We start from the raw sequence: 25,924 nt of genomic DNA on the forward strand, positions 1-25,924 counted from the left end.
CGTGAAGAGTGACGACACCAGCCGGACCGAGCACGCCGACGACGTGCTCTTAAAGGTCCGCGACTTAAAGACCTACTTCGATACCGACGATGGTGAGGTTCGCGCCGTCGACGGGGTGAGCTTTGAGATTAAGCGCGGCGAGTGCGTGGGCGTGGTCGGTGAGTCCGGCTCGGGCAAGTCCGTCTGCCAGATCTCGATTCTGGGGCTGATCCCCTCACCGCCGGGCCGCATCGCCGGTGGCGAGGTGACCTTCGACGGGCGCGACCTGCTCGGGGCGAGCAAGAAGCAGCTGCGCAGCATCCGGGGCAACGAGATCTCGATGATCTGGCAGGACCCGATGTCGAGCCTCAACCCCTTCTTGAAGATCTCCCGCCAGCTCATTGAGCCCCTGCAGACCCACCAGGGCTTGAGCAAGGAGGAGGCCCGCGAGAAGGCCATCGCCATGCTCGAGAAGGTGGGCATCCCGGGGCCGCGCGAGCGCATCGACCAGTACCCCCACCAGTTTTCCGGCGGGATGCGCCAGCGCGTGATGATCGCCATGGCGCTGCTCTGCGAGCCCAAGCTCTTGATCGCCGACGAGCCCACCACCGCGCTCGACGTGACGATTCAGGCGCAGATCCTGGAGCTCATCAAAGATCTGCGCCGCGACCTGGGCACGAGCGTCATCGTCATCACCCACGACCTGGGCGTGGTGGCGGGGATGGCCGACCGCATCATCGTGATGTACGCCGGGCGCGTGATGGAGGTGACCGCCGCCGACAAGCTCTTTGAGAGCCCGGGGCACCCCTACACCGTGGGGCTTCTGAAGAGCGTCCCGCGCCTGGATCGCGGTCACGAGGAGCGGCTGATTCCCATTGAAGGGCGTCCGCCGGATACCTCCAAACCGATCCCCGGCTGCCCCTTTGCGCCGCGTTGCGCCTGGGCGGTCTCCAAATGCACACGCGAGCGGCCGCCGCTCTTTGAGGTCGCCCCCGGCCACCGCTCGGCCTGCTGGCGCGCCTCCGAGGTCTACCAGGCTCGCCTGGGCTCGAAGGCCACCACCGCCCGGGTAACCCGGGTCGAGGAGCTCGCGGGACGCGGCTCCATCAACGAATCCATGCTGGCCGAGCTCGACGCCGAAGGGAGGTCGTAATGGCAGAGACGCTCTTAACGATCGAAAATCTCAAGATGCACTTTCCGGTCTACCGCGGCGCGCTGGTGCGCCGGGAGGTCAACCGGGTGCGTGCCGTCGACGGGCTCAGCTTCGATATCTATGAAGGCGAGACCCTGGGGTTGGTCGGGGAGTCGGGGTGCGGGAAGTCGACGACGGGTCGCTCCATCATCCAGCTCTACCGGCCCACCGAGGGCAAGGTCGTCTTTGACGGCAAGAACCTCTGCGATCTGCCGGAGAACGAGCTGCACCCGCTGCGCCGCGACCTGCAGATGATCTTCCAGGACCCCTACGGCTCCTTGAACCCGCGGATGACCGTGGGCGATATCATCGCCGAGCCGCTCAAGGTCCATAAGCTCGCCAGCGGCAAGGCGGCGCGAGAGCGGGTCCAGGAGCTGATGGAGATCGTCGGGCTCGACCCGCGCTTTATCCGCCGCTACCCCCATGAGTTCTCCGGCGGGCAGCGCCAGCGCATCGGGATTGCGCGCGCGCTGGCCTGTGAGCCGCGCTTTATCGTGTGCGACGAGCCCATCAGCGCGCTCGATGTCTCGATTCAGGCGCAGATCATGAACCTGATGGAGGATCTGCAAAACGAGTTCAACCTGACCTACCTCTTCATCGCTCACGATCTGGCGGCGGTGCGGCACATCTCCGACCGGATCGCGGTGATGTATCTGGGCAAGATGGCGGAGCTGGCCGACGGGCGGCAGATCTACGACAACCCGCTTCACCCCTACACCGAGGCGTTGATTTCGGCGGTGCCCATCCCCGACCCGGAGGTGGAAAAGACCCGCCAGCGCATCGTGCTTGAGGGTGATGTACCCAGCCCGCTGAATCCGCCCTCGGGCTGTGTGTTCCACACGCGCTGCCCCTACGCCTGGGAGCGCTGTGCGATGGAGGTGCCCCGCTTTGAGCAGGCCGAGCCGGGCCACTATGTGGCCTGCCACCTGATCGACGAGCCGATGCGGCGCGAGCGCGTCAAAGGGGCCAAAGCCGGCGCGACCTCCGAGAAGGCTGCCAGCCCCGCGACCCCGTCCTCATCGCCGGCCTCGCCGCCCCCCGATGCCGAGCGCAGCGAGGAGGTCTCGGCATGAGCTGGCTTGCGCGCCTCTCTCGCGCCGCGCTCTGCGGCGTGGTCGCCGTCTCTTTGCTCGGCGGCTGCCGTGACGTGGTGCGCGTGGAGGGCGAGCTGGCCGCAGCGCCTTTTAAAGAGGCCACCGCCTCGCTGACCAAAGACCCTTCGGGGCGCTGGTTTGTGGTCGCCGCACAGGGCCAGCCCCTGCAGCGCTACGCGCTGGTGACGCATCACCAGGTGGTGCACGCCTTTGAGGTGGTCCCCACCGGGGAGCGCAGTGGCGAGCTGCTGGCGCTGACCGAGGTGCCCGTGGCCTGGTTTAACCTGGCGATGGTCGGCGACCCCGAGGTGCGCTTTGCCGAGAGCCTCGACGATGAGCTCCTGGCGAGCACGGTCGGACTGTGGGCCGGCGGTCAGAGCGAAGAGATCCGCTGGGTGGGGCCGCTCCCGGAGGGCGTCGAGAGCGCGGTGGTCCTGCGCGCAGCCGGCCACGACGCTCAAGCCAGCCTGGCCGAGCGCATCGTGGGCACCCTGGAGGTGGACGCTCGCGGTGTGCATAAGGCCACGCAACGTTTTGACGCCGGGCAGGGGCCTTACCTGGTGCTGGTCGAGGGGCCTGTAAGCGACGCGCGGCCCCGGGTGGCGACCTACACCGCGATGGGCATCCCCACCGAGGGGCTTCTGGAGGCGGTGGAGAGCGGTGGCACACACAACGTGCGCACCATGGCCGAGCTGCGAGAGGTCGGGGCAGGGCGCGGCGCGGAGCTGCTGATCGCCGACGCCGGCGACGACCTGATGCTCGGGCTGAGCTCCGGGGCGCTGGCGCCCGGATTTGGACCGGCCTCCCAACGTCCGGCCTTTGCTGAGTCCGGGTTTCGGATCGGCGCAAACGCCACGCTCGCCCACCGTCGGCTGGCGTTGCAGGCGCTGGTGGCGCTGTACCAGGGCCACCCGCTGAAGGCGGCCTACATGCTGCGGCAGATCCCCGGGCTTAATGTCGACGGATCGGCGCGCGGCGCCGAGCTTCGGCTGCGCGACCTGGAGGCCGCCGCGGGCTACGGCGCCTGGGCTCGCCGCCAGACCGCTCTCGGAGTGGAGGGGTTTGGCGCCGACGCCGCGCTCGCTATCGCTCGCGCCTATGCCTATGAAGGGCAATGGGACGCGGTGGTGATCTATGCCGAGCGTGCCGCGTCGTTCTTTGGTCGCTGGCCCTCTCCCCAACGCGAACTTGGCCGGGCGCGCGCCTACCAGCTCGGCGCGCTGGCCTCGATCTGGGCCGGGCGCGAGGGCGGGCTCAAGCGAGCGCAGGCCCGTATGGCCCGCGCCTATGTCGAGGTCCAGCGCATCGAAGATCCCCTGCGCGCCGGTGAGATCGCTCGCATCCGCGCTCTGATCGCCCTGAAATATGGCGAGGTTCAGCAGGCCGAAGAGCTCATGGAGCTTGCGCGCCAGGGCTTTGCCGACGCCGGCAGCCAGCGCCTGGAGAGCAAGCTCGCCCTCGACGCGGCCTACGCGTTTTATGTGAACGGGGCCAACGACGCCGCGCTCCGGGCGTACCGCCGCTGGGAGCGCGATCATCAGGCGCTTCGCCGACCCGAGCAGGAGATGATGGCCCGCGCCCTGCAGATGGTTCTGAAGCTGCAAGGCGCACCGACCCCTGGGGAGCGCGCCTGGGCCGATGTGCAGGCCCGCGCCGGCGCCCTGCGTGCCTGGGATGCCCTGCTGCTCGCTGCGCTGGAGCGCTACCAGGCGCGCCCCTACGGCGGCCGCGAGGTCGTGGAGCTTGGCGAGACGGTGCTGCGCGCCAGCGCCCGCAGCTCCCTGGCGCTGCTCGATGATCGCATCGATGGCGCGCTCTCGGGCATCTGCGCCGAGACCCTCTTTGCTGGCGAGGAGGGCACCGCCTCCGAGCTCGCCCACCTCTGCGAGAGCGTCGCCGGGCGCTACTTCGCCGAGCCGGCCAGCGTGGAGCCGCTCTTTCGGGCGGCCTACCGTTTTCTGCAACGCGGCGAGCTCAGTCGTGCCCGCCAGGCGCTCGACTTTATCCAGACGCGTGCGCCGCGCACCGGCCCCTGGCGCATCACCCACGGCCAGGCGCTCCTGCTGGGCGCGGCCATCGACGTGGAGTCCGATCGACCCGAAGACGTCGCCGCCCAACTCGATGAGGCGTTTAAGCTGCTCAACGCCTCGCTGGAGCGGGGCTACGCGCCGGCGGTGCTCCTGCAGCTGGCCGACTCCTTTGACCTGCGGGGCTTCGATCGCCTCGCCATCTCGCTCGGCGAGAGCGCTTTGAGCGCGGCGCGCCAGCAGTACCAGCGCACCACCGGCTTTGACGCCTCCCTGGCGCTCGCGAAACGTCTCTATCAGGCGCGCCGCTTCGAGGCGCTCGCCATGCTCGAGCCCCCCGAGAGCCCGCTGCACGCCGCGCGCGTCAACCTCTACCGCGCCCACGCCGAGGTCATGCGGGGCAACTCCCGGCTCGGCTCCGATCTTCAGGTCCAGGCCCTGGAGCAGGCCGAAGACTTCGGTGAGCTGCAGCGTATCTCGGTCAAACTCCTCGCTCTGGAGCTCGCGCTGACCCGTGGTGAGTTCGCGGTGGCACAGGAGCTCGGTGAGCGGATTGGCCGCGACCTCGATGATCTGCCGACGACGATCGCGATCAGTGAGGGAGGGCGCGTGTTGACCGCGCGAACGCTCGCGCTCACCGCCCGCGCCCACCTGGGAGCGGGGGTGCCGGATGAGGCGCGGCGCATGACCGCCCGCGCGCTCGCGATCTTCGAGGAGCTCGCCAGCGAGGTCGCCCCGATGGTCCGCGCCGAAGTGCTGGAGGTCGCCGCCCGTCAGGCCGGGACCCTTGAGGAGCTCGAGAGCCACGTCGACACGCTCGACGCGCTCTTTGCGCAGAGCTCGCGGGGCGACGATCGGCAGGCGGCCCGCGAGATCGCGCGCCGCCTCACGCCGCTCTTGCTCACGCTCAATGAGACCTCCCGCGCCATCGACGTGTTGCAACGCGTGCACGCTCGCGGCGACGCGCTCTTTGGCTTCCGTGACCGCTCCCACTGCCTCACCGGTGAGGTCGCGGCCTACGCCGGGGACACGCCAGCGGCCCGCTACCACCTGGAGCGCTGCGCCCAGTCTGATGCCTTTGAAGCCCAGGCCACACGCGGACTTCTGGTTATGGCGCTGAGCAACCCGGAGGCCTCACTGGCCTACCGCGCCAGCCTCGCCAACCATCTGCTGCAAAACCACGCGGCGGAGCTCGCGCCTTTTGAGCAGGGCCGGCTGCGCCTGATCAACGAGCTCGCCACATCGCTGGCCACGCCGGCTCCCGAGCAGGAAGCCGCGCTGCGCGAAGAGCTCACGGCTGCCCCCGGCCCGGTGGAGCGTCTGGAGGTGCTGGTCCGTCTGGGCGACTACCTGCTCAACGTGGGCCACTTCGAAGAGCTGGAGCGCCTCCTGCAGTCGGAGGCCTCGGCCTTTTACCAGGACGAGGTCGTCGATGGGCCGGCGCGCCTGGTGCAGCTTCGCCTGCGCGCGCTCGTCACCCAGGCGCGCCCCTTTGAGGCGCTGGCCTACGCCTCGCGCGCCCTGGCTGAAGCGCCCTCCAGCGATCCGGTGGCGCAGGCCCGCGCGCACCTCCTGCTGGCTCACGCTCGCATTCAGCTCGGCCAGCCTCTTCAGGCTCGCGCTGAGCTTAAAGAGGCCGCTGCCAAGGGCGGAGATTCGGTGGAACTCGCCACCGAGCGTCAGACGCTGGAATCTGTGACCGACCTGAGCCGTTAGCCGCCCGTATCAGCGCGCCCGAGTGCCGGACGTGCCTCGTCAGAATTCCCTTCCGTACCCGTGAGCGCAGTCTATGGACGCCGTCCGTCTCAAAGGTGTTCGCACCCATAACCTCAAGCACATCAGCTGCACCATCCCGCATAACCGCCTCACCGTGGTCACCGGGGTGAGCGGTTCGGGGAAGAGCAGCCTGGCCTTTGACACCCTCTACGCCGAGGGACAACGCCGCTACACCGAGTCGCTCTCTACCTACGCGCGACAGTTCCTGCAGCGTCTTCCTCGTCCGCCGATCGACGCCATCAGCAACGTGCCGCCGGCCATCGCGCTGCGTCAGAAGAACGAGGTGAGCAACGCCCGCTCCACCGTGGGCACGGTCACCGAGATCGACGATCACCTTCACCTGATTTACACCCACGTCGGCGTCACCAGCTGCCCGGATTGCGGGGTTGAGGTCAGCCGCGACAACCCGGCCGAGGTCGTCGACCGCCTGCTCAATGAGCTGGAGGAGGGCACGCGCCTCATCCTGGTGGCCCGTGTCGCCCCTGAAGAAGCCTCCCAGCGCGCGCTCCTGCTGGAGCACCTCGTTGGCCAGGGCTACCGCCGCCTCTACATCGACCACGAGACCATCGACGTGACCGAGAGCGGGGTCGAGAACCTCCTCGATATGGAGGCGTTCCCGGTGGTCGTGGACCGCCTGGTGCTTCGCGCCGACGAGCGCATGCGCATCGCCGAGGCCGTCGAAGCCGCGATGGGGCTTGGCCGCGGGCGCGTTGAGGTCTTTGAACATCGCACTGAGGAGGCGCCGCGGGTCTTCGACCAGGCCTTTCGCTGCAACAGCTGCGGGCGCGATATGGTCGAGCCCCAGCCGGCGCTCTTTAGCTTCAACAGCTCGGTGGGCGCCTGCCCGACCTGCACCGGGTTTGGCAAAACGATGGGCGTAGACTACGCCCGCGTCATCCCCAACCCCCGGGTGACCCTGGAAGACGGCGCGGTGGCCTGTTTTCAGACCCCGAAGTACAAAACCCAGCATAAAAAGATGATGGAAGCCTGCCGCAACGCGGGCATCCCCATCGACATCCCCTACGGTGACCTGGCCGAGGAGCATAAGCGTTTTGTGCGCTTTGGCGGCAAGGGCTACCCGGGCATCGCAAAGTTCTTCAAGGCCCTGCAGAAGAAGCAGCACCGCACCGACGTGCGCATCATGCTCGCCAGGTACCGCGGCTACGACACCTGCGAGGATTGCGAGGGCACGCGCCTTCACCCCGACGCGCGCAACGTGCGCTTTGCCGGCCGCCTCATCAGCGATTTTTGGGAGATGCGCATCGAGCAGGCCCTGGCCTTCTTCGACATCGTCGAGCTCGCCCCCCACGTGCGCGCCCGCATTGAGCCTCTGCTCGCTGAGATCACCCACCGCCTGCTCTACCTGCACGAGGTGGGCCTGGGCTACCTGGAGCTCGGCCGCCAGTCCCGCACTTTGAGTGGTGGCGAGATGCAGCGCATTCACCTGACCTCAAGCCTGGGCCGCGCGCTCACCGACACGCTCTATGTGCTCGACGAGCCCACCGCCGGGCTGCACGCCCGCGACTCGGAGAAGTTGCTCGAGGTGCTGCGGGGGCTGCGCGACCTGGGCAACACCGTGGTCGTGGTCGAGCACGACCCCGAGATCATCCTGGGCGCCGACCACGTGCTTGAGATCGGACCGGTGGGCGGGGAGGGCGGCGGGCAGCTGACCTACGAAGGCCCGCTCACAGGCTTTGATCTCGATGCGCGCGTGGATTTTTCGGCCTGTGAAGCGATGACGCCGCAGACCACCGCCGACATCCCCGGTTTTGTGCGCATCATCGGCGCGCGCCATCACAACCTCAAAGACCTCACCGTCGACATCCCCCATGAGCGCATCACGGCCATCACCGGCGTGAGCGGCTCCGGCAAGAGCACCCTGATGGAAGACGTGCTCTTCAACGGCTGGCGACGCCTGCGCGGGCAGGGCGGGGTCGAAGCCGGCCACTTCGACGCGCTGGAGGGCCTGGAGGGCTTTGCCGAGGTCGAGATGATGGACCAGTCTGCCATCGGCCGCTCCTCGCGCTCCAACGCCATGAGCTACACCAAGGCCTACGACGACATTCGCAAGATCTTCAGCGGTACCCACGACGCGCGCCGGCTGGGGCTGACGATGGGCGATTTTTCCTTCAACACCTCCGGCGGGCGCTGTGAGGTCTGCCAGGGCACCGGCACGGTCACCGTCGAGATGCACTTTATGGCCGACGTGGAGGTGCCCTGCGACGACTGCGGCGGAAAGCGTTTTGGCCCCAAAGTCCTCGGCGTGTACTACCGCGGCAAGACCATCGATCAGATCTTTGAGATGACCGTGCTCGAAGCTGTCGACTTCTTCGAGGGCCACGCCGCGCTCCAACGCAAGCTCAAGCCCCTGTTGGAGGTCGGGCTGGGGTATCTGCGTCTGGGGCAGACCACGGCCACCTACTCCGGTGGCGAGGCCCAGCGTCTCAAGCTCGCGACCTACATTGCCGATGGAAGAAAGCGTGGCGAGACCGACCCGGTGCTCTTTATCTTCGATGAACCCACCGTCGGCCTGCACCTCAAAGATGTGGCCGTGCTGCTGGTGGCGCTGCGCAAACTCGTCGAGCTCGGTCACACGGTGATCGCGGTCGAGCATAACATCGACTTCATCGCGCGCTGCGACCACGTCATCGACTTAGGCCCGGAGGCCGGCCCGCGCGGCGGCGAACTCGTGGCCAGCGGAAGCCCCCGGGAGGTCGCCCGGGTGGAGAAGAGCGTGACCGGGCGCTACCTGCGCGAGCTTTTTGACGGGGTGGGCAAGAAGGCGGGCTGAGCTTTAATCATGAATCATTGCATCTGCGGATTGCGCGCCTACCTTTGCGCCATGTCTGGCGCACCGCGCCGGCGCAAACCACCTCTGTGTTTCGCACCCGCGACAAGGAGCTGTAGATGTCCTTAATCCGACTTATCGCCGCCATCTTTCTCCCGCCCCTGGGCGTCTTTCTGACCGTCGGGTTCGGCAAGGCCTTCTGGATAAACATCATCCTGACGATTCTGGGCGTTTTGCCGGGCATCGTTCACGCCGTCTGGGTGATCGCCAAGGCGGACTAAAGACTCAGGAACGGTCTGAAACGCCAACCTGTTTTACGATTCAAAACGACGAAGGCCACCTCTGGATGGAGGTGGCCTTCGTCGTTTTCAAGCCTGCTGGTGCGCCATCAGGTGCGCAGCCAGTTATCATCCAGCCGCCCGATGAGCCGGGCGTTGGAGTAGGCCTGATCCAAAGTCAGGCAGGTGGCCACGCGGTAGTAGCCTTCGCGACGCTCCACCACCGCGGCCAGGTCGGCCTCGGAGGGGCGGCTCAAGCACAGGGGCAGGAGCAGCTGAATGCGTCCCCGATGGTACTGCGGCACTGCGATGCGGTAGTTGCGACGCACGCGACCCAGCGCGTTCTCAAAGCCGCCGGTGAGCAGGGTCTGCAGCTGGAAGTCGCCCATGCCATCGAACTCCTCGGGGAGGCGCTCGCGGTTCTCGGCGATGATATGTTCAATGTTTTTGCGCACTTCCATGCGCGGATCGAAGACCACGTCGGTGGGATCTTCAAAATAGCTGGCGATGTCGGGCAGGGTGGGAAAGCGGTTCATGCGCGTGTCGCCCTTGCGCACAAAGCCCTGAAAGTACCAGGGCTGGCGATCCGGGATCTTGTTGTCGCCAAAGATCGCGTAGATGGGCTCCTGGTGCTCGGTCACAAGGCCGGTATCAAAGCAGGCGCCGGTGTTGTCGTCGGTGGTGACGACTTTGCCTTCCTCTTCGATGCGATTGAAGGTGTGAATGATGTAGGAGTAGAGGATGGGACGCGGAAAGTCGCTGTCGGTGAAGCGATACTCCCAATCCTCGGCCTCAGCCAGCTCCTCGAGCTCGGCCAGGTGGTCGGGAAAGTCGGGCAGAAACGCAAATTGTTTGAGGGGAGGAAGTGTCGCGTCGTACATACATGATCCGGGGAAGGGTAAGGGAGGCGCACTGAGATGGCCCCCCGGACAGCGCGCCGGAACAAAACTGTAGTGAGAAACACCTCGGGCGCCACGACTTAGCTCGCGGGCGGGTGCTCGGGTGGCGGGGAACTTTCGGGGCCAGCGCGCCTCTTGTCAAGCCAGGCAGGCCAGGAAAACAGGGCAATCGCAACGTCTCACAAGACTTTTTATGGAGAACCCACCCAATCCGTAGGGAGGGGGCTTGTGCCCCTCCCGAACTCCCAGGGCGGGGACCCACAAGGGGTCCCCCTACGGTGGTGGGTGGCGGGGACCCACAAGGGGTCCCCCTACGGTGGCGGGTGGCGGGGACCCACAAGGGGTCCCCCTACGGTGGTGGGTGGCGGGGACCCACCAGGGGTCCCCCTACGGTGGCGGGTGGCGGGGACCCACAAGGGGTCCCCCTACGGTGGTGGGTGGCGGGGACCCACAAGGGGTCCCCCTACGGTGGCGGGTGGCGGGGACCCACAAGGGGTCCCCCTACGGTGGCAGGAGGCGGGGACCCACTTTGCGATTGCCCTGGCCAGAAAAACGGGCGCTCCCCGGAGAGGAAGCGCCCGTCGGCCTTTTAGGCTCAGTAGGTCTCGATGAGCGCGTTGTTCATCAGCACAAAACGCTGATGGGGCGTCAGCGTGGTCTGGCGACCGCCCTGGCTAAACGAGGTCCAGAACATCGTGTTGTCCGCGCTCAGGTTGATGCACTCCTCCGGGCTGACGAAGTCATCGCCGTTGCTATCGCGACTGCTCGGGCACTCGGGGGTGTCATCCAGCGGGTCATGGCTGGCGCCGTCGCGCTCGGTGGTATGAAAGAGCCCCAGGTAGTGACCGGCTTCGTGGGCTACCGTCTCCCCGAAGATCTCCGGGGAGAAGTCCAGGTAGGCCAGCGCGATCGCCGCGCCGGCGCGCGCCACACCGGGTCGCGTGGAGGCCCCGGGCAACCCGCAGGAGATACCTAAAAAGCTCTGGTCGGCGGCCTGGTCGATCATGAAGAGATTGATGCCCGAGAGGTCCGCCTCGGTGGCCACCTGGCGGATGCCCTCGCACAAGACGACCTCGTCCTGGGGAACCGCGAGCTGGCGGCCCAGGGTGCCCTCAACGTCGCGGTAGCGTACCGGGCCGATGGCGATGCCGATGTTGGCGTAGATCTGGCGAAAGACCTCCAGGCCTTCCTGGAACGCTGTGCTGCGCTGGGCCTCGGAGGCGTCCATGTAGTCCTGGTCGGTAAACCAGAAGGTCACCGGCAGGGTGCCGCCCTGAGGGTTAAGCGGGCCGCGTTTGATCAGCGCATGCACGCGCACCCGGGAGGTGTCTTCGGTCCAGAGGCGCACCCGGTAGGTGCCGGCGCTCAGCGCATACTGTGGCGAGTTGGGCAGCAGGATGCCCATCTGCCCGCCGTAGGTCACCGGGTTGAGCTTCATCAAGGACTGCTCGGAGCGCTCAATGTCGTAGAGCAGTGTGTTCTGCGGAGTGCCCACCTCCCAGATGTAGGCGGTGGCCGAGGGGGTCATCATCTCCACAATCAAGGAGACCGAGCGCACATCGCCGCCGACCTCAAACTCCGAGTCCCACACATCCTGGGCGGTGGCCTGAAAATCGGTGAGCGTCACAAACTCGATCGACGACGCTCCCTGGCTGCTCACGCACTGGCCGGTCGCGTTGCACACGCGCCCCTCGCTGCACTCGGCGTTGGAGTTGCAGCTGCGACGGGCGTCACGCGAGCCGCAGTCGCCGCAGTCGGTCCCGTAGGTGCAGACGTCGTACTGCGCAGCGGGGCCGCCATCGTCGCATTCGCCGTCGTTGGCGTACTGGCAGCTGTCGGTGCAGATGGGCTCGGGGTCGGGCTCCGGATCGGGATCGGGGTCCGGCTCCTCGATGACCGGACGCTCTCCGCAGTCGGCGCAGTCCGTGCCGTAGGCGCAGCTCTCAAAGAGGGCGCCGGTGCCGCCGTCGTCACACTGGCCGTCGTTGGCGCTGGAGCAGGCGTTGGTGCAGACGGTCTCGGGCTCCTCGTCGACGTCGGGTTGCGGGGAGGTGTCTTCGTCACCACCGGCGTCGGTGTCCGTCGGATCGGGATCATCATCGACGACGATCAGGGGCTGCTCGTCCGCGGGCTCCTGGGGCACGCAGGCGCTCAGGGCGGTGGCCGAGGCCATCGTGGCGAGCAGCGCTATAAGTCGGGGCAGATTAGCGCGATTCATCGGGTGGCCTCGCTTTTGCCGGCGTCGTCGAGGATGCGTTTGATCTCGGCCTGCAACTCAGTCTCGGGTTCCTCGTTCAGGCGGGCCTGAAGCAGCTCCAGCGAGCGCTCGCTGCCGGTGAGCTCCAGCGCGGCAATCGCCGAGGCGCGGGTGTGGTAGTCGGGGTGCGCCAGAGCAAAGCCGAGCAGCTCCAGGCCCTGGTCGCCAAAGGCGCGGCCGTAGGCGCGCACCGCCACGCGGCGCTCCTGGTCGCTGCTTTCCTCGCCGCGAATCACCTCTTCGTAGGTGCGCGCGACCTGTGGGTGCTCCGGGTAGAACTGCAGCGCGCGCAGCGCGTGATGCTGCTGGTGCGGGCTGACCTTCTCGGAGCGGTAGAGCTCCAGGAGCACCGGCACCACCTCTTCGGCCGGGCCCACCTGCATGAGGTCTTCGCGGGTGGGGACGTACTCGTACCCCCCAAAAAGCGCGCGGAGCTCGGCGTGCAGGTTGCGAGGCTCCTCCTTGCCTGTTGCGCCCTGGCCGGGCTCCTCGCTGACCGGCGCGCTGGCAGTGGCCTGGTCGGGGCGCGTCTGAGAGTCCTGGCACGCCGCAAGAGCGAGCGCCATGGCGAGAAGAAGGGGGGAGGGAGAAAGGCGCCGGATCATGATGTACCTCTTAAGTCGGGCGAGGGCCCGACGTCGCATCAACGTTCACACAGAGTAGGCGCGACGGGCCTCGCTCAGGCGGAGTTTGTGGGCGGGGCAGTCGCGGCCGAAAGACTAGCGGATGGCCGGGGCAGGTGAAAGGGCTCGGGTGTGAATTCTCAGGACAACCGCAAAGTAGGGAGGGGTCTTGTGCCCCTCCCTAACTCCCAGGGCGGGGACCCACAAGGGGTCCCCCTACGGTGGCGGGTGGTGGGGACCCACTTTGCGATTGCCCTGCGCGAATTCTGCAAGGCGGCTGGCAGAATCAATCGTCAAAGATCGCCGAGCGCAACGCTGCCAGATAACGCATGTTCTGGTCCTCGCGCTTCGCGCTCAGCGAACTCGCCCCTGCCGCGCTGACGGTCTTGAGTAGCTTGAGCGGAATCTCGTCGAGAAAGCGGCTGGGTTCGCGCTCTTCTTTCTGGCCAAAACGGGTGCGCTCGGCGGCCGAGGTCAAATAGAGCACCTCTTTGGCGCGGGTGAGCCCGACGTAGGCCAGGCGTCGCTCCTCAGCGATGCCGTCCTCGCTGGTCTTGCTGCGCTCGTGCGGCATGTAGCCCTCTTCGAGTCCCACAAAGAAGACGACTTTGAACTCCAGACCTTTGGAGGAGTGCAGCGTCATCATCTTCACGCCGCGCGCCTTCTCCTCCTCCCCGTTGTCGTAGGTGCGGTCCAGCGAGATGCGGTTGAGATACCCCTCCAGCGTGCCCCCCTCGCGCTCCTCAAAGGTGGCGATGGAGCCCAGGAGGTCTTCGAGGTTATCGACTCTGCGGCGCGCGATCTTGGGGTTTTTCTCGGTGTTGCGCACGTGCTCGATGAGTTTGGTGCGCTTGAGAAAGGCGCGGCCGACCTCGGTGAGCGAGGTGCCGTCTTTCTCCGCCTGACGAAAACGCGCCCGGTAGGACTTGAGCATCTGCACAAGCTCGCTCAGGTGCGAGGCGCTGGTCGGCCCGATGCCGTGAACCAGATCCGGATCGCCGGCGACCTCTTCCAGCGCCTGGGCAAAGCCCCACTCGCGCTCATGCGCAAGGTCGCTGATACGCTCCAGCAGGGTGGGGCCAATGCCGCGGGGCGGCACGTTGACGATGCGCCGCACGTTGATCTCGTCGTTGGGGTTGAGCGCTGCCTTAAGGTAGCCCAGGAAGTCTTTGACCTCCTTACGATCAAAGAACTCCGTGCCGCCGACCAGCGTGTAGGGGATGCGAAAGCCGCGCAGCGCCTCCTCAAAGAGCCGCGCCTGCGGGTTGACGCGGTAGAGGATGGCAAAGTCGTCGTACTCAAGGCCCAGGTTGAGTTTGACGCGCTCGATCTCCGCGCCCACAAACTCCGCCTCCTCCCGCTCGTGGGCGCACTCCACATACAAAATAGGCTCGCCATCGCCGTTGGCGCTCCACAGCGCCTTCTCTTTGCGCACGGAGTTGTTGGCAATGAGCTCGTTGGCCGCCTTGAGGATGGTGTTGGTGGAGCGGTAGTTCTGCTCGAGCTTGATGACCCGGCACTTCTTGAACTGGTGCTCAAACTCCAAAATGTTCTCGGCTACCGCGCCGCGAAACCCGTAAATGGACTGATCGTCGTCGCCCACGACCACGATGTTCTGGTGGTCGCGCACCAGCTCATCGAGAAAGAGGAGCTGGGTGTGGTTGGTGTCCTGGTACTCGTCGACCATCACGAAATGAAAGCGCTGCGACCATTTCAGCCGCGTCTCCTCGCTGGCCTGAAAGACACGCACCGGCAGGCAGATCAGGTCGTCGAAGTCGACCGCGTTCAGGCCCCGGAGCGCGCTCTGGTAACGGTGGAAGATACGCTGCGCGAAGGGAAGGAGCGGATTGGTGCGCAGCTCCTCGACCTCTTCCGGATCGCAGAACGCCATCTTCGCGCGGCTGATCAGCGCCAGCACGTTGCGCGGGTCGACCATCTTCGGGTCGAGCTGGAGCTCGGCCATCGCGTCTTTGACGACGGCCAGCTGGTCGCCCTGGTCGAGGATGGTAAAGGGCTTTTTGTAGCCGATGACGTCGATGTCCTGGCGCAGGATGTCGGCGCCCAGGCTGTGGAAGGTCGACAGGTAAATCTCGCGCGCCCCCGGGCCCACAAGGTGCGCGACGCGCTCCTGCATCTCCTGGGCGGCTTTGTTGGTAAAGCTCACCGCCAGGATATGCCCGGGCGCGATGCCCTGCTGCAGCAGATACCCGATGCGGTGGATGATCACCCGGGTCTTGCCGCTGCCGGCGCCGGCCAGGATCAGCAGCGGCCCCCCGATATGCTCGACGGCCTGACGTTGTTGGGGGTTCAGCAGGTGGAGTTGCAGATCCATAACTTCGCTCACTTCAAAGGCGCACAGCGATACTGGTCGCAAGCTAAGTCAGCGCGGGGTTTTTTGTCCAACGTTCTCGATCTTCAGATGTGGGAAGCCCTGCAGGCCGAGTGGGTGATCTGGATAGCGAGAAGCGGCGCTAAGGAGGCTGAGTGGGCGTTCTGGATAGCCAGAAGCGGCGCCAAGGAGGCTGAGCTGGCGATCTGGATAGCGAGAAGCGGAGGTAAGGGGGCCGAGTTGGCGATCTGGATAGCGAGTGGCGGAGGTAAGGGGGCTGAGCTGGCGATCTGGATAGCGAGAAGCGGCGCTAAGGAGGCTGAGTAGCCGTTCTTGGATGGCGAGAGTCGGAGGTAAGGGGGCTGAATTGGCGATCTGGATAGCGAGAAGCGGAGGTAAGGAGGCTGAGTTGGCGCTCTCGGGTGGCGAGAGGCGGAGGTCAGCAGGCTGAGTTGTCGATCTGGACAGCGAGAGTCGGAGGTAAGGGGGCTGAGTTGGCGATCTGGATAGCGAGAAGCGGAGGTAAGGAGGCTGAGCTGGCGTTCTCGGATGGCGAGTGGCGGAGGTAAGGGGGCTGAGTTGGCGATCTGGATAGCGAAAAGCGGAGCTAAGAAGGCTGAGCTGGCGATCTGGATAGCGAAAAGCGGAGGTAAGGGGGCTGAGTTGACGATCGGGATAGCGAGAACTCGAGGTCAGGCTCGGCCGCTGTCGGGAGGGGCCTGGGCGTGGAAGATGCAGACGCCCGAAGGAATCGGCGCGCTTGTAGAAATGCCTGCGATTCCTTATAGGTTGGCCTGCTGGTCGCCTGCGAAATCCTTGCGCGCCCACGCCAGAGACGCCCCCCCTTTTTGCAACGAGAGCACCCGATGTTGAAAAATCCCAAACGCTACGACGCGATTGTCATTGGCGGCGGCCACGCCGGCTCGGAGGCCGCGCATGCGCTGGCCAAACGCGGCCACGCCACGCTCTTGATCACGATGAACGTGGACACCATCGGGCAGATGAGCTGCAACCCGGCCATCGGCGGAGTGGCCAAGGGGCATCTGGCCCGGGAGGTCGACGCGCTCGGCGGGGTGATGGGTGAGATCGCCGATGCGTCGGCGATTCACTACAAGCGGCTTAACACGAGCAAGGGGCCTGCGGTGCGCTCCAGCCGTGCGCAATGCGATATGGCGGCCTACCGCAAGCATATGCAGTGGAAGCTGATGAACACCGAGAACCTCGACATCAAGCAGGGCAGCGTCGAGGACCTTCAGGTGGTCGACGTGGGCGGTCGTCCGCGGGTGACCGGGGTGGTCTCCAGGCTCAACGTGCTCTACGAGGCCGACGCCGTGATCGTGACCACGGGCACCTTCCTCAAGGGCCTGTGCCATGTGGGGCTCGACAACTTTAAGGCCGGCCGCGCCGGCGATCAGGCCGCCTACGGCTTGAGCGAGACCCTGGGGCATCTCAACCTGGAGATGGGGCGCCTCAAAACGGGGACCTGCCCGCGCCTCGACGCCCGTACCATCGACTGGGCCTCGCTCGAGACGCAGCCCGGCGACGCCGTGCCTCGCCGCTTCAGCTTCTACCATGAGCGCGAGATGATGGAGCAGGTCGACTGCTACATCACCCAGACCAACGCCGAGACCCACCGGGTGATTGAGGCGGCGATTGACCGCTCTCCGCTCTTTACCGGGGTGATCGAAGGGGTGGGGCCGCGCTACTGCCCGAGCCTGGAAGATAAGGTGGTGCGTTTTGCCGACAAAACCTCCCACCAGGTCTTTCTGGAGCCGCAGGGGCTCGACACGGTCGAGGTCTACCCCAACGGGCTCTCCACCAGCCTGCCGCTTGACGTGCAGATGGCCTTCTTGAAGACCGTGCCCGGTCTGGAGCGCGCCGAGATCGTGCGCCCGGGCTACGCGGTGGAGTACGACTTTGTGAACCCGGTGCAGCTCGACCACACCCTGGAGCTTCGCGCGGTTGAGGGGCTCTTTTTGGCCGGGCAGATCAACGGGACCTCCGGCTACGAAGAGGCTGCGGCCCAGGGGCTGATGGCGGCGATCAATGCCTCGCGTAAGCTGCGCGGCGAAGGCCCCTTCGTGCTTGGTCGGGACGAGGCCTACATCGGGGTGCTGATCGACGACCTGGTCACCCGCGGGGTCGATGAGCCCTACCGGATGTTTACGAGCCGCGCGGAGTATCGCCTGCTTCTTCGCGAGGATAACGCCGATTTGCGCCTCTCCGGCCACGCCCGCGAGCTGGGGCTTCTGGACGACGCGGCCTGGGCAAAATTCTGCGCCAAGCGCGACGCGATGGAGGCCAGCCTGGAGGGGATGAAGCGGCAGATGGTGGGGGCCTCGGCCGAGAACCAGCGCCTGGCCTCGGAGGTGGGCATTGGCAGCCTCGGAAATGGCGCGACGCTCGAAGAACTTCTACGCCGCCCCGAGGTCACCCTGGAGATGGTCCAGCGCCTCAGCGCGCAGCTCGCCCCGCAGCTCACCGCCGAGCTGGAGCGCCTGGATGATATCGCCAGCGAGGCGCTGGAGATTCAGGTCAAATACCAGGGCTACATCGACCGGCAGCTCGAGCAGGTTGCGCGCCACCGCGAGCTTGAGACGCAGGAGCTCCCGGCCGAGCTCGACTACGAGGCGGTGCACGGGCTCTCCACTGAGGTGCGCGAGAAGCTCACCCAGGTGCGCCCGCGCAGCGTCGGGCAGGCCTCGCGCATCATCGGGGTCACCCCGGCGGCGATCTCGGCGTTGCTCGTGCACCTGCGCGCGGCGAGTTGAGCGCTGGTCGAGGTTGAATCGTTGATGCGGTCGTAAAAACGCCCCGGCACGGACGTGCCGGGGCGTTTTGTCGTTCCAACCATCACATCACGGGTCTTTAGCGACGCTGGGCCTCGGCGCGCCGGTAGTCCGGTGCGTCGACGTGCACGAAGTCGGCCATCTCATGAAGTCGGCTGAAGACACGGTCGCCCACGCGCTCGGAGAGCGTCGCGGCGGTGGCCATCTTTCGAAAATCGGGGCTCCCCACATCGAGGGTGTTCGAGGCGCTCTCGCGGACGTCGTAGTTCGTCGTAAAGAGCGTGGTCAGCCCGGCGTTGTAGCGCTTGGAGATGATCTCATCGATGATCGAGAGCTGCCACTCGGTGTTACGTCCCTTGCCCAGCTCATCGATGGCCAGCACGGGGACCTCGGAGAGGGGGCCCAGGATGCTGGTCTCGCCGCGGCCCTGGTCAAAGCCCTCTTTGATGGCGCTCAAGAGGTGGGTGAACTCGATAAAACGCGCGTTGATGCCTTTCTCCAGGGTCAGGTGGCGGATGGTGCCGGCCAGAAGATGCGTTTTGCCGGTGCCGACGCTGCCATGAAGCAGGTAGCCTCGCTCGCCGGGGGTGAAGTTTTTGGCCCAGTGAAAGAGGCGCAGGCGCACCCGAGGCAGGTTTCCGATGGCGTCGCCGGCGCCGGCGTCACCCTGGCGTGCGCGGTGCGTACGGAAGCCTTCCAGTGTGGCGCGGCGGTGGAGGTAGGGCACGCGCGCGTCGTTAAAGGCCTGAATGCGGCGCTTGAGCGCGCCACAGACCGTGCACTGGCGCGCGACCTCGTAGCCCTTCTCGTTGACCTCGTAGGTGTACTCCTGGCCCTGACAGGCCGGACAGACCTTAAAACAATCCTGGCAGATCTCGGCGTGGGCGACCTCGCCACGCGCGCCGATGGTGTAGCGGGCGCGGTCGCATGCGGGGCAGGCGGCGGTGTAATCGTCGAGGTACTGAATCATGGGGAGGAGGGGGCAGGGGAGGACTCAAGCATCGGGAGCATCAGCGCGAAGACGCGGCGCTCTTCGGCGCGCATCTCGGCTTCTTCCTCCGGCTCGGCGTGATCGTGGCCGATGAGGTGGAGGAGGCCATGCACGAAGAGGAAGGCGACCTCGTCAATAAGCGTCCAGCGAAGCTCCTGCGGCGCCACACCGGCGGCCTCAGCCAGGCGCCGGCGGTGCTCTTCGGATGCGACCAGGCGCTCGGCGTAGGGCAGGCTGATGATGATGTCGCCCAGCGCCATCGGATCATCGGGGATCTCGTCGGCCTCATAGAGAGGGAAGGAGAGCACGTCGGTGGCGTGGTCTTCGCCGCGCCACTGGCGGTTGAGCTGGCGGATCTCCTCATCATCGGTGAGCACCACCGAGAGCTCCGGGTCACGAAGTTCCAAGGCGCGGTAGGTCGTCGCGAGGGCGCGAGTTATCGTCTGAGCGATCGCCTCGGCCTGGGGATGATCCTGTGCGCTTCCCATGGTCATGATCTCGACGGGCATCGTCGTCCTTTGGGTCCTGAGGCCGGGCATCCTCGTCGATCTCCCAGACCTCGGAGCTTGCGTCGGCGGCCGGCGTGGGCGTCTTGTTGCGCTCGGCCGGTCGGGATTCGTTGGGCCGGGTGGTGCGGGTCTTACGACCGCGTTCGCCGGTGTCGGTGGATTTGTCGCTCTCGCGCTTGTTGCCCCCCGGATACTCGGGGCGATGGTGGTAGATCCCGGTGAGAATTCGGGTGAAGGCGCGCGCGATCTTGTTGAGGTCCTGCAGCGTCAGGTCACATTCGTCAAGCTGCCCGTCGGTAAAGGCCTTGTTGATCATCGTCTGCACAAGGCCCTTGAGCCGCGCCGGGCTGGGGTTGGGCATCGCGCGGCTGGCGGCCTCGATGCCGTCAGCGAGCAGGCAGATGGCCGTCTCCCGGCTCTGGGGGCGCGGGCCGGGGTAGCGGAAGTCCTTCTCATCGACCTCCGGGATGTCCGGATCTTCGGCCTGCTTGGCCTTATGGTAGAAGTACGCGATGAGGCTCGTGCCGTGATGCTGGACGATGAAGTCCTGAATCTCGACCGGCAGGCGGTGCTGGCGGGCCATATCCAGGCCGTCTTTGACGTGCGCCTTGATGATCAGCGCGCTCATGTTGGGCTTGAGCTTATCGTGGGGGTTTTCGCCCAGCTTCTGGTTCTCGGCAAAATACTGCGGATTCTTGGCCTTGCCGATGTCGTGGTAGGAGGCGCCGACGCGGCAGAGCAGCGAGTTGGCGCCGATCTCTTCGGCGGCCGCCTCGCAGAGCGAGCCGACCATCATGCTGTGGTGGTAGGAGCCCGGCGCGCGCAGCACCAGCTCGCGCAGCAGCGGGTGGTTGAGGTTGGCCAACTCCAAAAGTTTGATGTCGGTGGTGTAGCCAAACACCGCCTCAAAGAGCGGGAGCACCGCCGAGATGAAGAAGCCCGAGGCCACGCCTCCGGCAAACCCCAGCACAATATGCGAGATCGCCGAGACCTGCAGCAGCTCGCCCTGAAGGAGCAAAAAGGCGATGATCGCCGAGGCGTTGACCACGCCCACCGCCAGACCGGACCACATCAGGGCCATGCGGTGCTTGACCTGCTGCACGGTGGTCACGCCCACCAGGGTGCCCATGGCCGTAAAGGCGGCCAGAAAGAGGGAGTTGTCGGCGATCACGCCGACCAGCACGCTGAACAAGAGCGTGAAGATCACGGCGTGCTCGCTATCGAGCACCAGGCGAATGAGCATGCCGCCGGCGGCCACCGGCAGCGCAAAATACCAGGCCTCCGCCGGGATCACGGCGATCTGCTCGGCGAGCGCCGCGCTCAGCGCGACGCCCACGCGGGTGATCAGGAGCATCACCAGCAGCGTCGTACCCATAAACACGATATCGCGCGGCTGCGGGCGGAACTTGCGGATGTTGCGGCGGCCGAAGCCGTAGAAGACGAGGAGCAAAAGCAGGCTGAAGATCGCCACGCCCGTGAGCACCTGGGTGGCCTGAAAGGAGTCGTCGCCTTCCAGCATCTCCTGCACGATGCGGTAGTGCCGCTCGGTGATGATGTGCCCGCGGTCGATGAGGATCTGCCCGCGCCGAAACTCCTCGCTGATGACCTGGTCGGCCACCGAGTCGCGAGCCGCGCGTCGCTTCTCCAGCGTTTTGGCTTCGTTGTAGGTGGTATTAGGCCGTACCAGCGCCGAGGCCGTCGTTAAAATGGCCTGACGAAGCTCCTGGTCGCTGATGCCGATAAGATCCCGTCGCGCGGCCTCCTCGACCTGACGGGGAATGGCCTCCAGCCCGATGAAGCGACCATCGAGATCGGTGACGTGGTACTCGAGAATGAACTGCTCGCCACGGAGACGACGCAGGTACACGCCGTTATCCCGCTCGCGCTCGATACGCAGCGGGTTGTTCACGATCCATCGCGACATCACCTCGGCGACGATCGCCGCGATGGCGTTCTCCGCGTCCAGGGGGAAGCCCTGCCTGGCGAGCACCTCGAAGTCTTGCTCGGGCACGCGCGTGTTGAGGTGGGTCTCAAAGTGTTCGTCGCGCGCCTCGAAGGCCGCACGCACGCGCTCCGACGTTGAGAGGGTGCTGATCAAACGGCGCTCCAGCAACGCCGGCGTCGACGCGCTGCTCTGAAGTTGCTCCAGTCGCTCGGGGTCCTCGCGGAGCATGCGGGCGCGGGCGACCTCGGCCAGATGGGCGCGCATCTCGCTAAACGCCGTGCTCACCTGATCGCGCAACGCGTCGCCCAGCCCCTCCTGCCAGTCGAAGACCGAGGGGACCGCCAGCGCGACCTCCTCGCGAAGGCGCTCCGAGGCCACGACGTCGCGCTCCACAAAGGGGAAGTCGCGCGTGGCCTGCACCGTGACCGGCGCCACCTGCCCGATCATGTCCTCGGTGATGCTGCGATCGCGGCTCTCCATACCGCCGCTCATGATGGCGACGACGGCCGCCACAAAGATGGCGAACGCGCCGTATTGGAAGAGGGCGTTGTCGAAGAGTTTTCGCAGCCGCTTTTCCCGAAGGGCGCGTGATGCCGGCGTCATAAACGACCGGGTTTGTCGACGTGACTCTTGGGCCATAATGGCTTCGCGATGGAGAAGGTGAGGTGGCAAGCGGGTGAATCGCTCTTCAGCATGCAGCCCACAGCCGCCCGGCGCAAGCGCAGGGGCTTGCCAGAGAACCCCCGGAGCGCAGATAACAGGGGGGCGCGGGCGCGAATTTCCCGCATGAAGCGGCGTGACCCCCGGGAACAAGCGTTACCCCGGGAACAAGCGTGGCGCCGGGTGTGCTGTCTCATCTGGCGAGTCGCGAAGAGGGGCTCGCGCCACAACACATGGAATGGCCCGAGGTGTGCGGCTCGTTCCGCCTGGACGGGCGCCTGCGCCGGACCTTCCCCTGAACAATCCGCCTCGCTTTCGGGGCGGCAGACGCGAAACTTCATTGAGGATGATGATGCAAATCTCTCTGGCAAAGAGCGCGGTGGCGCTCACCCTTGTAACCAGCGCCACTATGATGGGCTGTGAGCCACAGCAAGCTGAACCTCTCTCGCCGGAACCTCTGGCGGGGGCGTCTGCGCAGGCCTCATCTGGCTCGCGGACACGGGCCTCCAATTACCGGGTGGAGTCGCCCTCCGAGGCGATCGTCGCCGGCACCGCCTCGCAGGTGGACCTCGGGGTGGTGCCCGGGGCCAACCTCAAGATCAACCTGGAGTATCCCTGGAAGATCACGTTTGAAGAGGTTGAAGGTTTGCGCCTTGGGACCACAGTTCTGAATCGCGAGGCGTTGCAGCTCAGCGAGGCGCGCGCCACGATTCCGCTGGAGGTTACCGCCGAGCAACCGGGCGACTACACGCTCAACGCGGTGGGGAACTTCAGCGTGTGCAACGACGACCGATGTGACATTCTGCGCGACGAAGCGCTTCAATTTACGGTGAAGGTCCAGCAGGCCGACCAGGCCTCCTGACGCCGCGTGTTCGGGCGAGAGAGGCGGTTGGGTGTGGGGCCAGATTATTGATCTGAGGCAAAGGACATCATGATGGCGAGCAACGATCTGCTAGAGCGCGTGGCCTCCGAGGTCCAGGACGACTTTCAGGACAACCACCGCATCATGAGCTTCCCGCAGTTTATGGAAGCCTTTGCGCAGCACCCTCGGCGCCACGCTCGCAGCAGCGCGCAGTATGTGCGCGATTGTTTTGAGTTTTTCGGCCGCGAGACCAAGCCGCAGTTCTGGGGCGAGGTGACGCATTTTGGCCTCTTCAACACGCCTTTTGATCAGGGGCGTAACCGCCTGGTCGGGCAGGAGCGCACCCAGGAGCAGGTCTTTAAGCTGCTCGAGAACTTCGTGCGCGAGGGCAAGGTCAACAAGTTGATCCTGCTTCACGGCCCCAACGGTAGTGCCAAGAGCACCTTTGTCGATACGGTGATGCGCGCGATGGAGCACTACTCCCACACTGAGGAGGGCGCGCTCTACCGCTTCAACTGGATCTTCCCCACCGAGAAGCTCGCGCGCGGCAGCTCCATCGGGTTCGGGGGCTACCAGACCCGCACCGTCGATGCGTCCACCCTGGAGAGCTTCGCGTTTCTCGACGAGGAGGACATCGACGCGAAGATCTCCAGCGATCTTAAAGATCACCCGCTGCTTTTGATCCCGCTCAAGCAGCGCCAGGCGCTGCTTCAGGAGTTCGTGGACGAGTGGATCATCCCCAGCGACAACAACGACAGCGACGCGCTGCGCGAGCGGCTCGACGGGGAGAGCGAGGAGGAGGGGGAGGCTCCCTTTACCTTCAGCGACACGATCCTCCGCGGGGATCTCAGCCACACCAACCGCCAGATCTTCGACGCGCTCCTGACGGCATACCGAGGCGACTTCGCCCGGGTGATGAAGCATGTGCAGGTGGAACGCTTTTATATCAGCCGCCGCTACCGCGCCGGGGCCGTCACGGTCGAGCCACAGATGCGGGTGGACGCCGGGCTCAGGCAGCTCACCGTCGATCGCAGCCTCTCGGCGCTTCCGGCGAGCCTGCAGAACCAGACGATCTTCGAGCCTTTCGGCGATCTCGTCGACGCCAACCGCGGCATCATCGAGTACGACGACCTCTTTAAGCGTCACCCCGATTTCAACAAATACCTGCTGGCCACCAGCGAGAAAGCCACCGTGTCGCTGGAGAACCGCATTCTTCACCTGGACACGGTGATGATGGCGACGGCCAACGAGGACTACCTCGACGCCTACAAGCAAACCGCCGACTACTCCTCCTTTAAGGGTCGGGTGGAGCTTGTGCGGGTGCCGTATCTGCTCGACTACACCGTCGAGGAGATCATCTACCGCGAGCAGATCGCCAGCGTGAATTTCACCAAGCGCATCGCGCCGCACACGACCTTTGTGGCGGCGTTGTGGGCGGTGCTCACGCGGCTGAAGCGTCCGCAGGCCGATCAGTACAGCGCCACGATTCGCGACATCGTCGGCAGGCTCTCCCCTTTGGAGAAGGCCGACCTTTACGCCCACGGCCGCGTCCCCTCCAACATCGGGCCGGAGCGCGCGCGGGAGCTCAAGTCGATCGTGCCTCGCCTGATGGCCGAGGGGGAGGGGAGCGCCGATTATGAAGGGCGCTACGGTGCGAGCCCCCGCGAGATGAAGATGATCTTGCTCAACGCCAGCCAGAACGAGCGCTTCCCCACACTCTCACCGCTGGCGGTGTTTGAGGAGATGGGCAAGCTGGTGCGCGATCCCAGCGTCTTCCCTTTTTTGCAGATGAAGCCCGATGGCCCCTACTACCGCCACGATCAGTTCATCGATGTGGTGCGGGAGCGTTACCTGGACATCATCGACCTCGAGATCCGCAGCGCGATGGGCCTCGTCGAAGAAGAGCAGTATGGCGAGTTCTTTACGCGTTACATCGACCACGTCAGCCAGTGGCTCAAGGGCGAGAAGGTCTACAACCGCATCACCGGCAAGTACGAGAAGCCCGATGAGGAGCTGATGGCCGAGATGGAGGAGACCATCAACCACGAGGAAGATCCGGAAGACTTCCGCCGCGGGCTTATCACGTCGATCGCGGCGTTCTCGATCGATAACCCGGGCATGAAGGTCGACTACCAGCAGATCTTTCCGATGTTCTTCGAGGCGCTCCAGGAGGCCTTCTTCGAGGAGCGCCAGCGTCAGATTCAGCGCATCGAAGAGAACCTGCTCACCTACTTCGAGAGTGAAGATGGCGCGCTGAGCAGCTCGGAGCGCCAGAGCGTGGAGACGACGCTCAACAACCTGAAGTCACGCTACGGGTACTGCGATGAGAGCGCCCGGGAGGCGGTAGCCTTCTTGCTGTCGAATCGGTATAAGAGCTGAAGGATCACGGAATCCCAACGACACGACGTGTACGAGGAGAGCGAGATGAGAGCAGTGGGGCAGAAGATGCTCTGGGTGGCCGTTCTTGCGGCGGTGACGCTGGTCGCCCAGCTCGGGTTTGCCAACAATCCGGAGCGCAGCCGTCAGCAGATCGGGGAGTTTCGCGCGCAGCTCGAAGAGTTGGAGTCCAGCGATCGTAAAGAGGTCGCCACGCGCGACGTCGAGATGATCGAAGGCTGGCTCCAGGAGGCCGAGGTGCTGCTGGCTAATGGTCAGCAGGAGGCGGTGACGATGCGCATGCGGCGGGTGGAGTACGGGCTGGATATGGTCCGGGCGCTTGTGCAGGCCGGCAACATTGACGCCAGCGCCGAGAGTCAGGAGGAGCGCTACCATCAGGCGCGCGCCGAGATCGAAGAGTTGCAGTCGGAGATCAGCGCGTTGGAGCGGCGTAAGGCGGAGCTCCAGGAAGAGCTTAACCGCGTCTCGCGGTGATAGCGCGAGTCCCTTCGACCTTGAGAAACGACCCGAACGATTCAGCCCGGGAGAA

Annotated in this window: 17 protein-coding genes; 10 read left to right on the plus strand and 7 right to left on the minus strand. The window is 65.5% G+C overall.

The window, feature by feature from the left end:
- The first annotated feature begins 1 nt into the window (after position 1).
- The 5 genes from FRC96_RS09595 (at position 2) to FRC96_RS09615 (ending at position 9,137) form a co-directional block, all read left to right on the plus strand.
- Complete coding sequence (locus tag FRC96_RS09595) at positions 2–1,132, plus strand: ABC transporter ATP-binding protein (protein ID WP_146974272.1); 1,131 nt, start codon at positions 2–4, stop codon at positions 1,130–1,132.
- Positions 1,132–2,244 (plus strand): ABC transporter ATP-binding protein, encoded by a 1,113-nt coding sequence (locus tag FRC96_RS09600; protein ID WP_146974273.1) that lies wholly within the window; start codon positions 1,132–1,134, stop codon positions 2,242–2,244. The genes FRC96_RS09595 and FRC96_RS09600 overlap by 1 nt, the downstream gene beginning before the upstream one ends.
- On the plus strand, positions 2,241–6,008 hold the full coding sequence (locus FRC96_RS09605; RefSeq protein WP_146974274.1) for a hypothetical protein: 3,768 nt from the start codon (positions 2,241–2,243) through the stop codon (positions 6,006–6,008). Before FRC96_RS09600 ends, FRC96_RS09605 begins: the two co-directional genes overlap by 4 nt.
- Before the next feature lie 73 nt (positions 6,009–6,081).
- Positions 6,082–8,859 (plus strand): excinuclease ABC subunit UvrA, encoded by a 2,778-nt coding sequence (gene uvrA / locus FRC96_RS09610; protein ID WP_146974275.1) that lies wholly within the window; start codon positions 6,082–6,084, stop codon positions 8,857–8,859.
- Between the two features lie 116 nt (positions 8,860–8,975).
- Positions 8,976–9,137 (plus strand): YqaE/Pmp3 family membrane protein, encoded by a 162-nt coding sequence (locus tag FRC96_RS09615; protein WP_146974276.1) that lies wholly within the window; start codon positions 8,976–8,978, stop codon positions 9,135–9,137.
- Between the two features lie 107 nt (positions 9,138–9,244).
- On the opposite strand, the gene FRC96_RS09620 is transcribed toward FRC96_RS09615, so the two are convergent.
- From FRC96_RS09620 to FRC96_RS09635, 4 genes are all read right to left on the minus strand, one after another.
- Entirely contained in the window at positions 9,245–10,015 is a 771-nt protein-coding gene (locus tag FRC96_RS09620) for a DUF3825 domain-containing protein (protein ID WP_146974277.1), read from the minus strand.
- Between the two features lie 613 nt (positions 10,016–10,628).
- A complete protein-coding gene (locus FRC96_RS09625; RefSeq protein ID WP_146974278.1) occupies positions 10,629–12,251 on the minus strand; it encodes a hypothetical protein in 1,623 nt (540 codons plus the stop codon).
- The gene (locus FRC96_RS09630) at positions 12,248–12,895 is read right to left on the minus strand and encodes a HEAT repeat domain-containing protein (protein WP_146974279.1); all 648 of its coding nucleotides are present in this window, start codon (positions 12,893–12,895) and stop codon (positions 12,248–12,250) included. The genes FRC96_RS09625 and FRC96_RS09630 overlap by 4 nt, the downstream gene beginning before the upstream one ends.
- A 304-nt stretch (positions 12,896–13,199) precedes the next feature.
- Positions 13,200–15,245 carry an ATP-dependent helicase gene (locus FRC96_RS09635; protein ID WP_146974280.1) on the minus strand — a complete coding sequence of 682 codons (2,046 nt, stop codon included), beginning with the start codon at positions 15,243–15,245 and terminating at the stop codon, positions 13,200–13,202.
- Positions 15,246–15,308: 63 nt separating this feature from the next.
- On the opposite strand from FRC96_RS09635, the gene FRC96_RS09640 reads away from it, so the two are divergent.
- Positions 15,309–15,569 carry a hypothetical protein gene (locus FRC96_RS09640; protein WP_146974281.1) on the plus strand — a complete coding sequence of 87 codons (261 nt, stop codon included), beginning with the start codon at positions 15,309–15,311 and terminating at the stop codon, positions 15,567–15,569.
- A 539-nt stretch (positions 15,570–16,108) separates the two neighbouring features.
- Positions 16,109–18,013, plus strand: a complete 1,905-nt coding sequence (gene mnmG, locus FRC96_RS09645; RefSeq protein ID WP_146974282.1) for a tRNA uridine-5-carboxymethylaminomethyl(34) synthesis enzyme MnmG — start codon at positions 16,109–16,111, stop codon at positions 18,011–18,013.
- A gap of 97 nt (positions 18,014–18,110) precedes the next feature.
- On the opposite strand, the gene FRC96_RS09650 is transcribed toward mnmG, so the two are convergent.
- The 3 genes from FRC96_RS09650 to FRC96_RS09660 are packed head-to-tail and all read right to left on the minus strand — an operon-like array spanning position 18,111 to position 22,079.
- Positions 18,111–19,001: an ATP-binding protein gene (locus tag FRC96_RS09650; protein ID WP_146974283.1), complete on the minus strand. Its 891-nt coding sequence runs from the start codon at positions 18,999–19,001 to the stop codon at positions 18,111–18,113.
- Entirely contained in the window at positions 18,998–19,429 is a 432-nt protein-coding gene (gene ybeY / locus FRC96_RS09655) for an rRNA maturation RNase YbeY (RefSeq protein ID WP_230470081.1), read from the minus strand. The genes FRC96_RS09650 and ybeY overlap by 4 nt, the downstream gene beginning before the upstream one ends.
- Entirely contained in the window at positions 19,416–22,079 is a 2,664-nt protein-coding gene (locus FRC96_RS09660) for an HD family phosphohydrolase (RefSeq protein ID WP_230470082.1), read from the minus strand. Before FRC96_RS09660 ends, ybeY begins: the two co-directional genes overlap by 14 nt.
- A gap of 409 nt (positions 22,080–22,488) precedes the next feature.
- Here FRC96_RS09660 and FRC96_RS09665 point away from each other — a divergent pair, with 409 nt between their 5' ends.
- The 3 genes from FRC96_RS09665 to FRC96_RS09675 all read left to right on the plus strand — a co-directional run bounded on the left by FRC96_RS09665 (position 22,489) and on the right by FRC96_RS09675 (position 25,869).
- The gene (locus FRC96_RS09665) at positions 22,489–22,998 is read left to right on the plus strand and encodes a hypothetical protein (RefSeq protein ID WP_146974286.1); all 510 of its coding nucleotides are present in this window, start codon (positions 22,489–22,491) and stop codon (positions 22,996–22,998) included.
- 72 nt (positions 22,999–23,070) lie between these two features.
- Positions 23,071–25,377 carry a PrkA family serine protein kinase gene (locus FRC96_RS09670; RefSeq protein ID WP_230470083.1) on the plus strand — a complete coding sequence of 769 codons (2,307 nt, stop codon included), beginning with the start codon at positions 23,071–23,073 and terminating at the stop codon, positions 25,375–25,377.
- A 45-nt stretch (positions 25,378–25,422) separates the two neighbouring features.
- On the plus strand, positions 25,423–25,869 hold the full coding sequence (locus FRC96_RS09675; RefSeq protein ID WP_146974288.1) for a hypothetical protein: 447 nt from the start codon (positions 25,423–25,425) through the stop codon (positions 25,867–25,869).
- Positions 25,870–25,924: the final 55 nt, after the last annotated feature.

This window comes from Lujinxingia vulgaris, assembly GCF_007997005.1.
Lineage (GTDB): Bacteria > Myxococcota_A > Bradymonadia > Bradymonadales > Bradymonadaceae > Lujinxingia.

Coding starts and splice junctions, on each gene's coding strand:
- FRC96_RS09600 (WP_146974273.1), top strand. CDS start 1,132: ATGGCAGAGACGCTCTTAACGATCGAAAATCTCAAGATGCACTTTCCG.
- FRC96_RS09605 (WP_146974274.1), top strand. CDS start 2,241: ATGAGCTGGCTTGCGCGCCTCTCTCGCGCCGCGCTCTGCGGCGTGGTC.
- uvrA (WP_146974275.1), top strand. CDS start 6,082: ATGGACGCCGTCCGTCTCAAAGGTGTTCGCACCCATAACCTCAAGCAC.
- FRC96_RS09615 (WP_146974276.1), top strand. CDS start 8,976: ATGTCCTTAATCCGACTTATCGCCGCCATCTTTCTCCCGCCCCTGGGC.
- FRC96_RS09620 (WP_146974277.1), bottom strand. CDS start 10,015: ATGTACGACGCGACACTTCCTCCCCTCAAACAATTTGCGTTTCTGCCC.
- FRC96_RS09625 (WP_146974278.1), bottom strand. CDS start 12,251: ATGAATCGCGCTAATCTGCCCCGACTTATAGCGCTGCTCGCCACGATG.
- FRC96_RS09630 (WP_146974279.1), bottom strand. CDS start 12,895: ATGATCCGGCGCCTTTCTCCCTCCCCCCTTCTTCTCGCCATGGCGCTC.
- FRC96_RS09635 (WP_146974280.1), bottom strand. CDS start 15,245: ATGGATCTGCAACTCCACCTGCTGAACCCCCAACAACGTCAGGCCGTC.
- mnmG (WP_146974282.1), top strand. CDS start 16,109: ATGTTGAAAAATCCCAAACGCTACGACGCGATTGTCATTGGCGGCGGC.
- FRC96_RS09650 (WP_146974283.1), bottom strand. CDS start 19,001: ATGATTCAGTACCTCGACGATTACACCGCCGCCTGCCCCGCATGCGAC.
- FRC96_RS09660 (WP_230470082.1), bottom strand. CDS start 22,079: ATGACGCCGGCATCACGCGCCCTTCGGGAAAAGCGGCTGCGAAAACTC.
- FRC96_RS09665 (WP_146974286.1), top strand. CDS start 22,489: ATGCAAATCTCTCTGGCAAAGAGCGCGGTGGCGCTCACCCTTGTAACC.
- FRC96_RS09670 (WP_230470083.1), top strand. CDS start 23,071: ATGGCGAGCAACGATCTGCTAGAGCGCGTGGCCTCCGAGGTCCAGGAC.
- FRC96_RS09675 (WP_146974288.1), top strand. CDS start 25,423: ATGAGAGCAGTGGGGCAGAAGATGCTCTGGGTGGCCGTTCTTGCGGCG.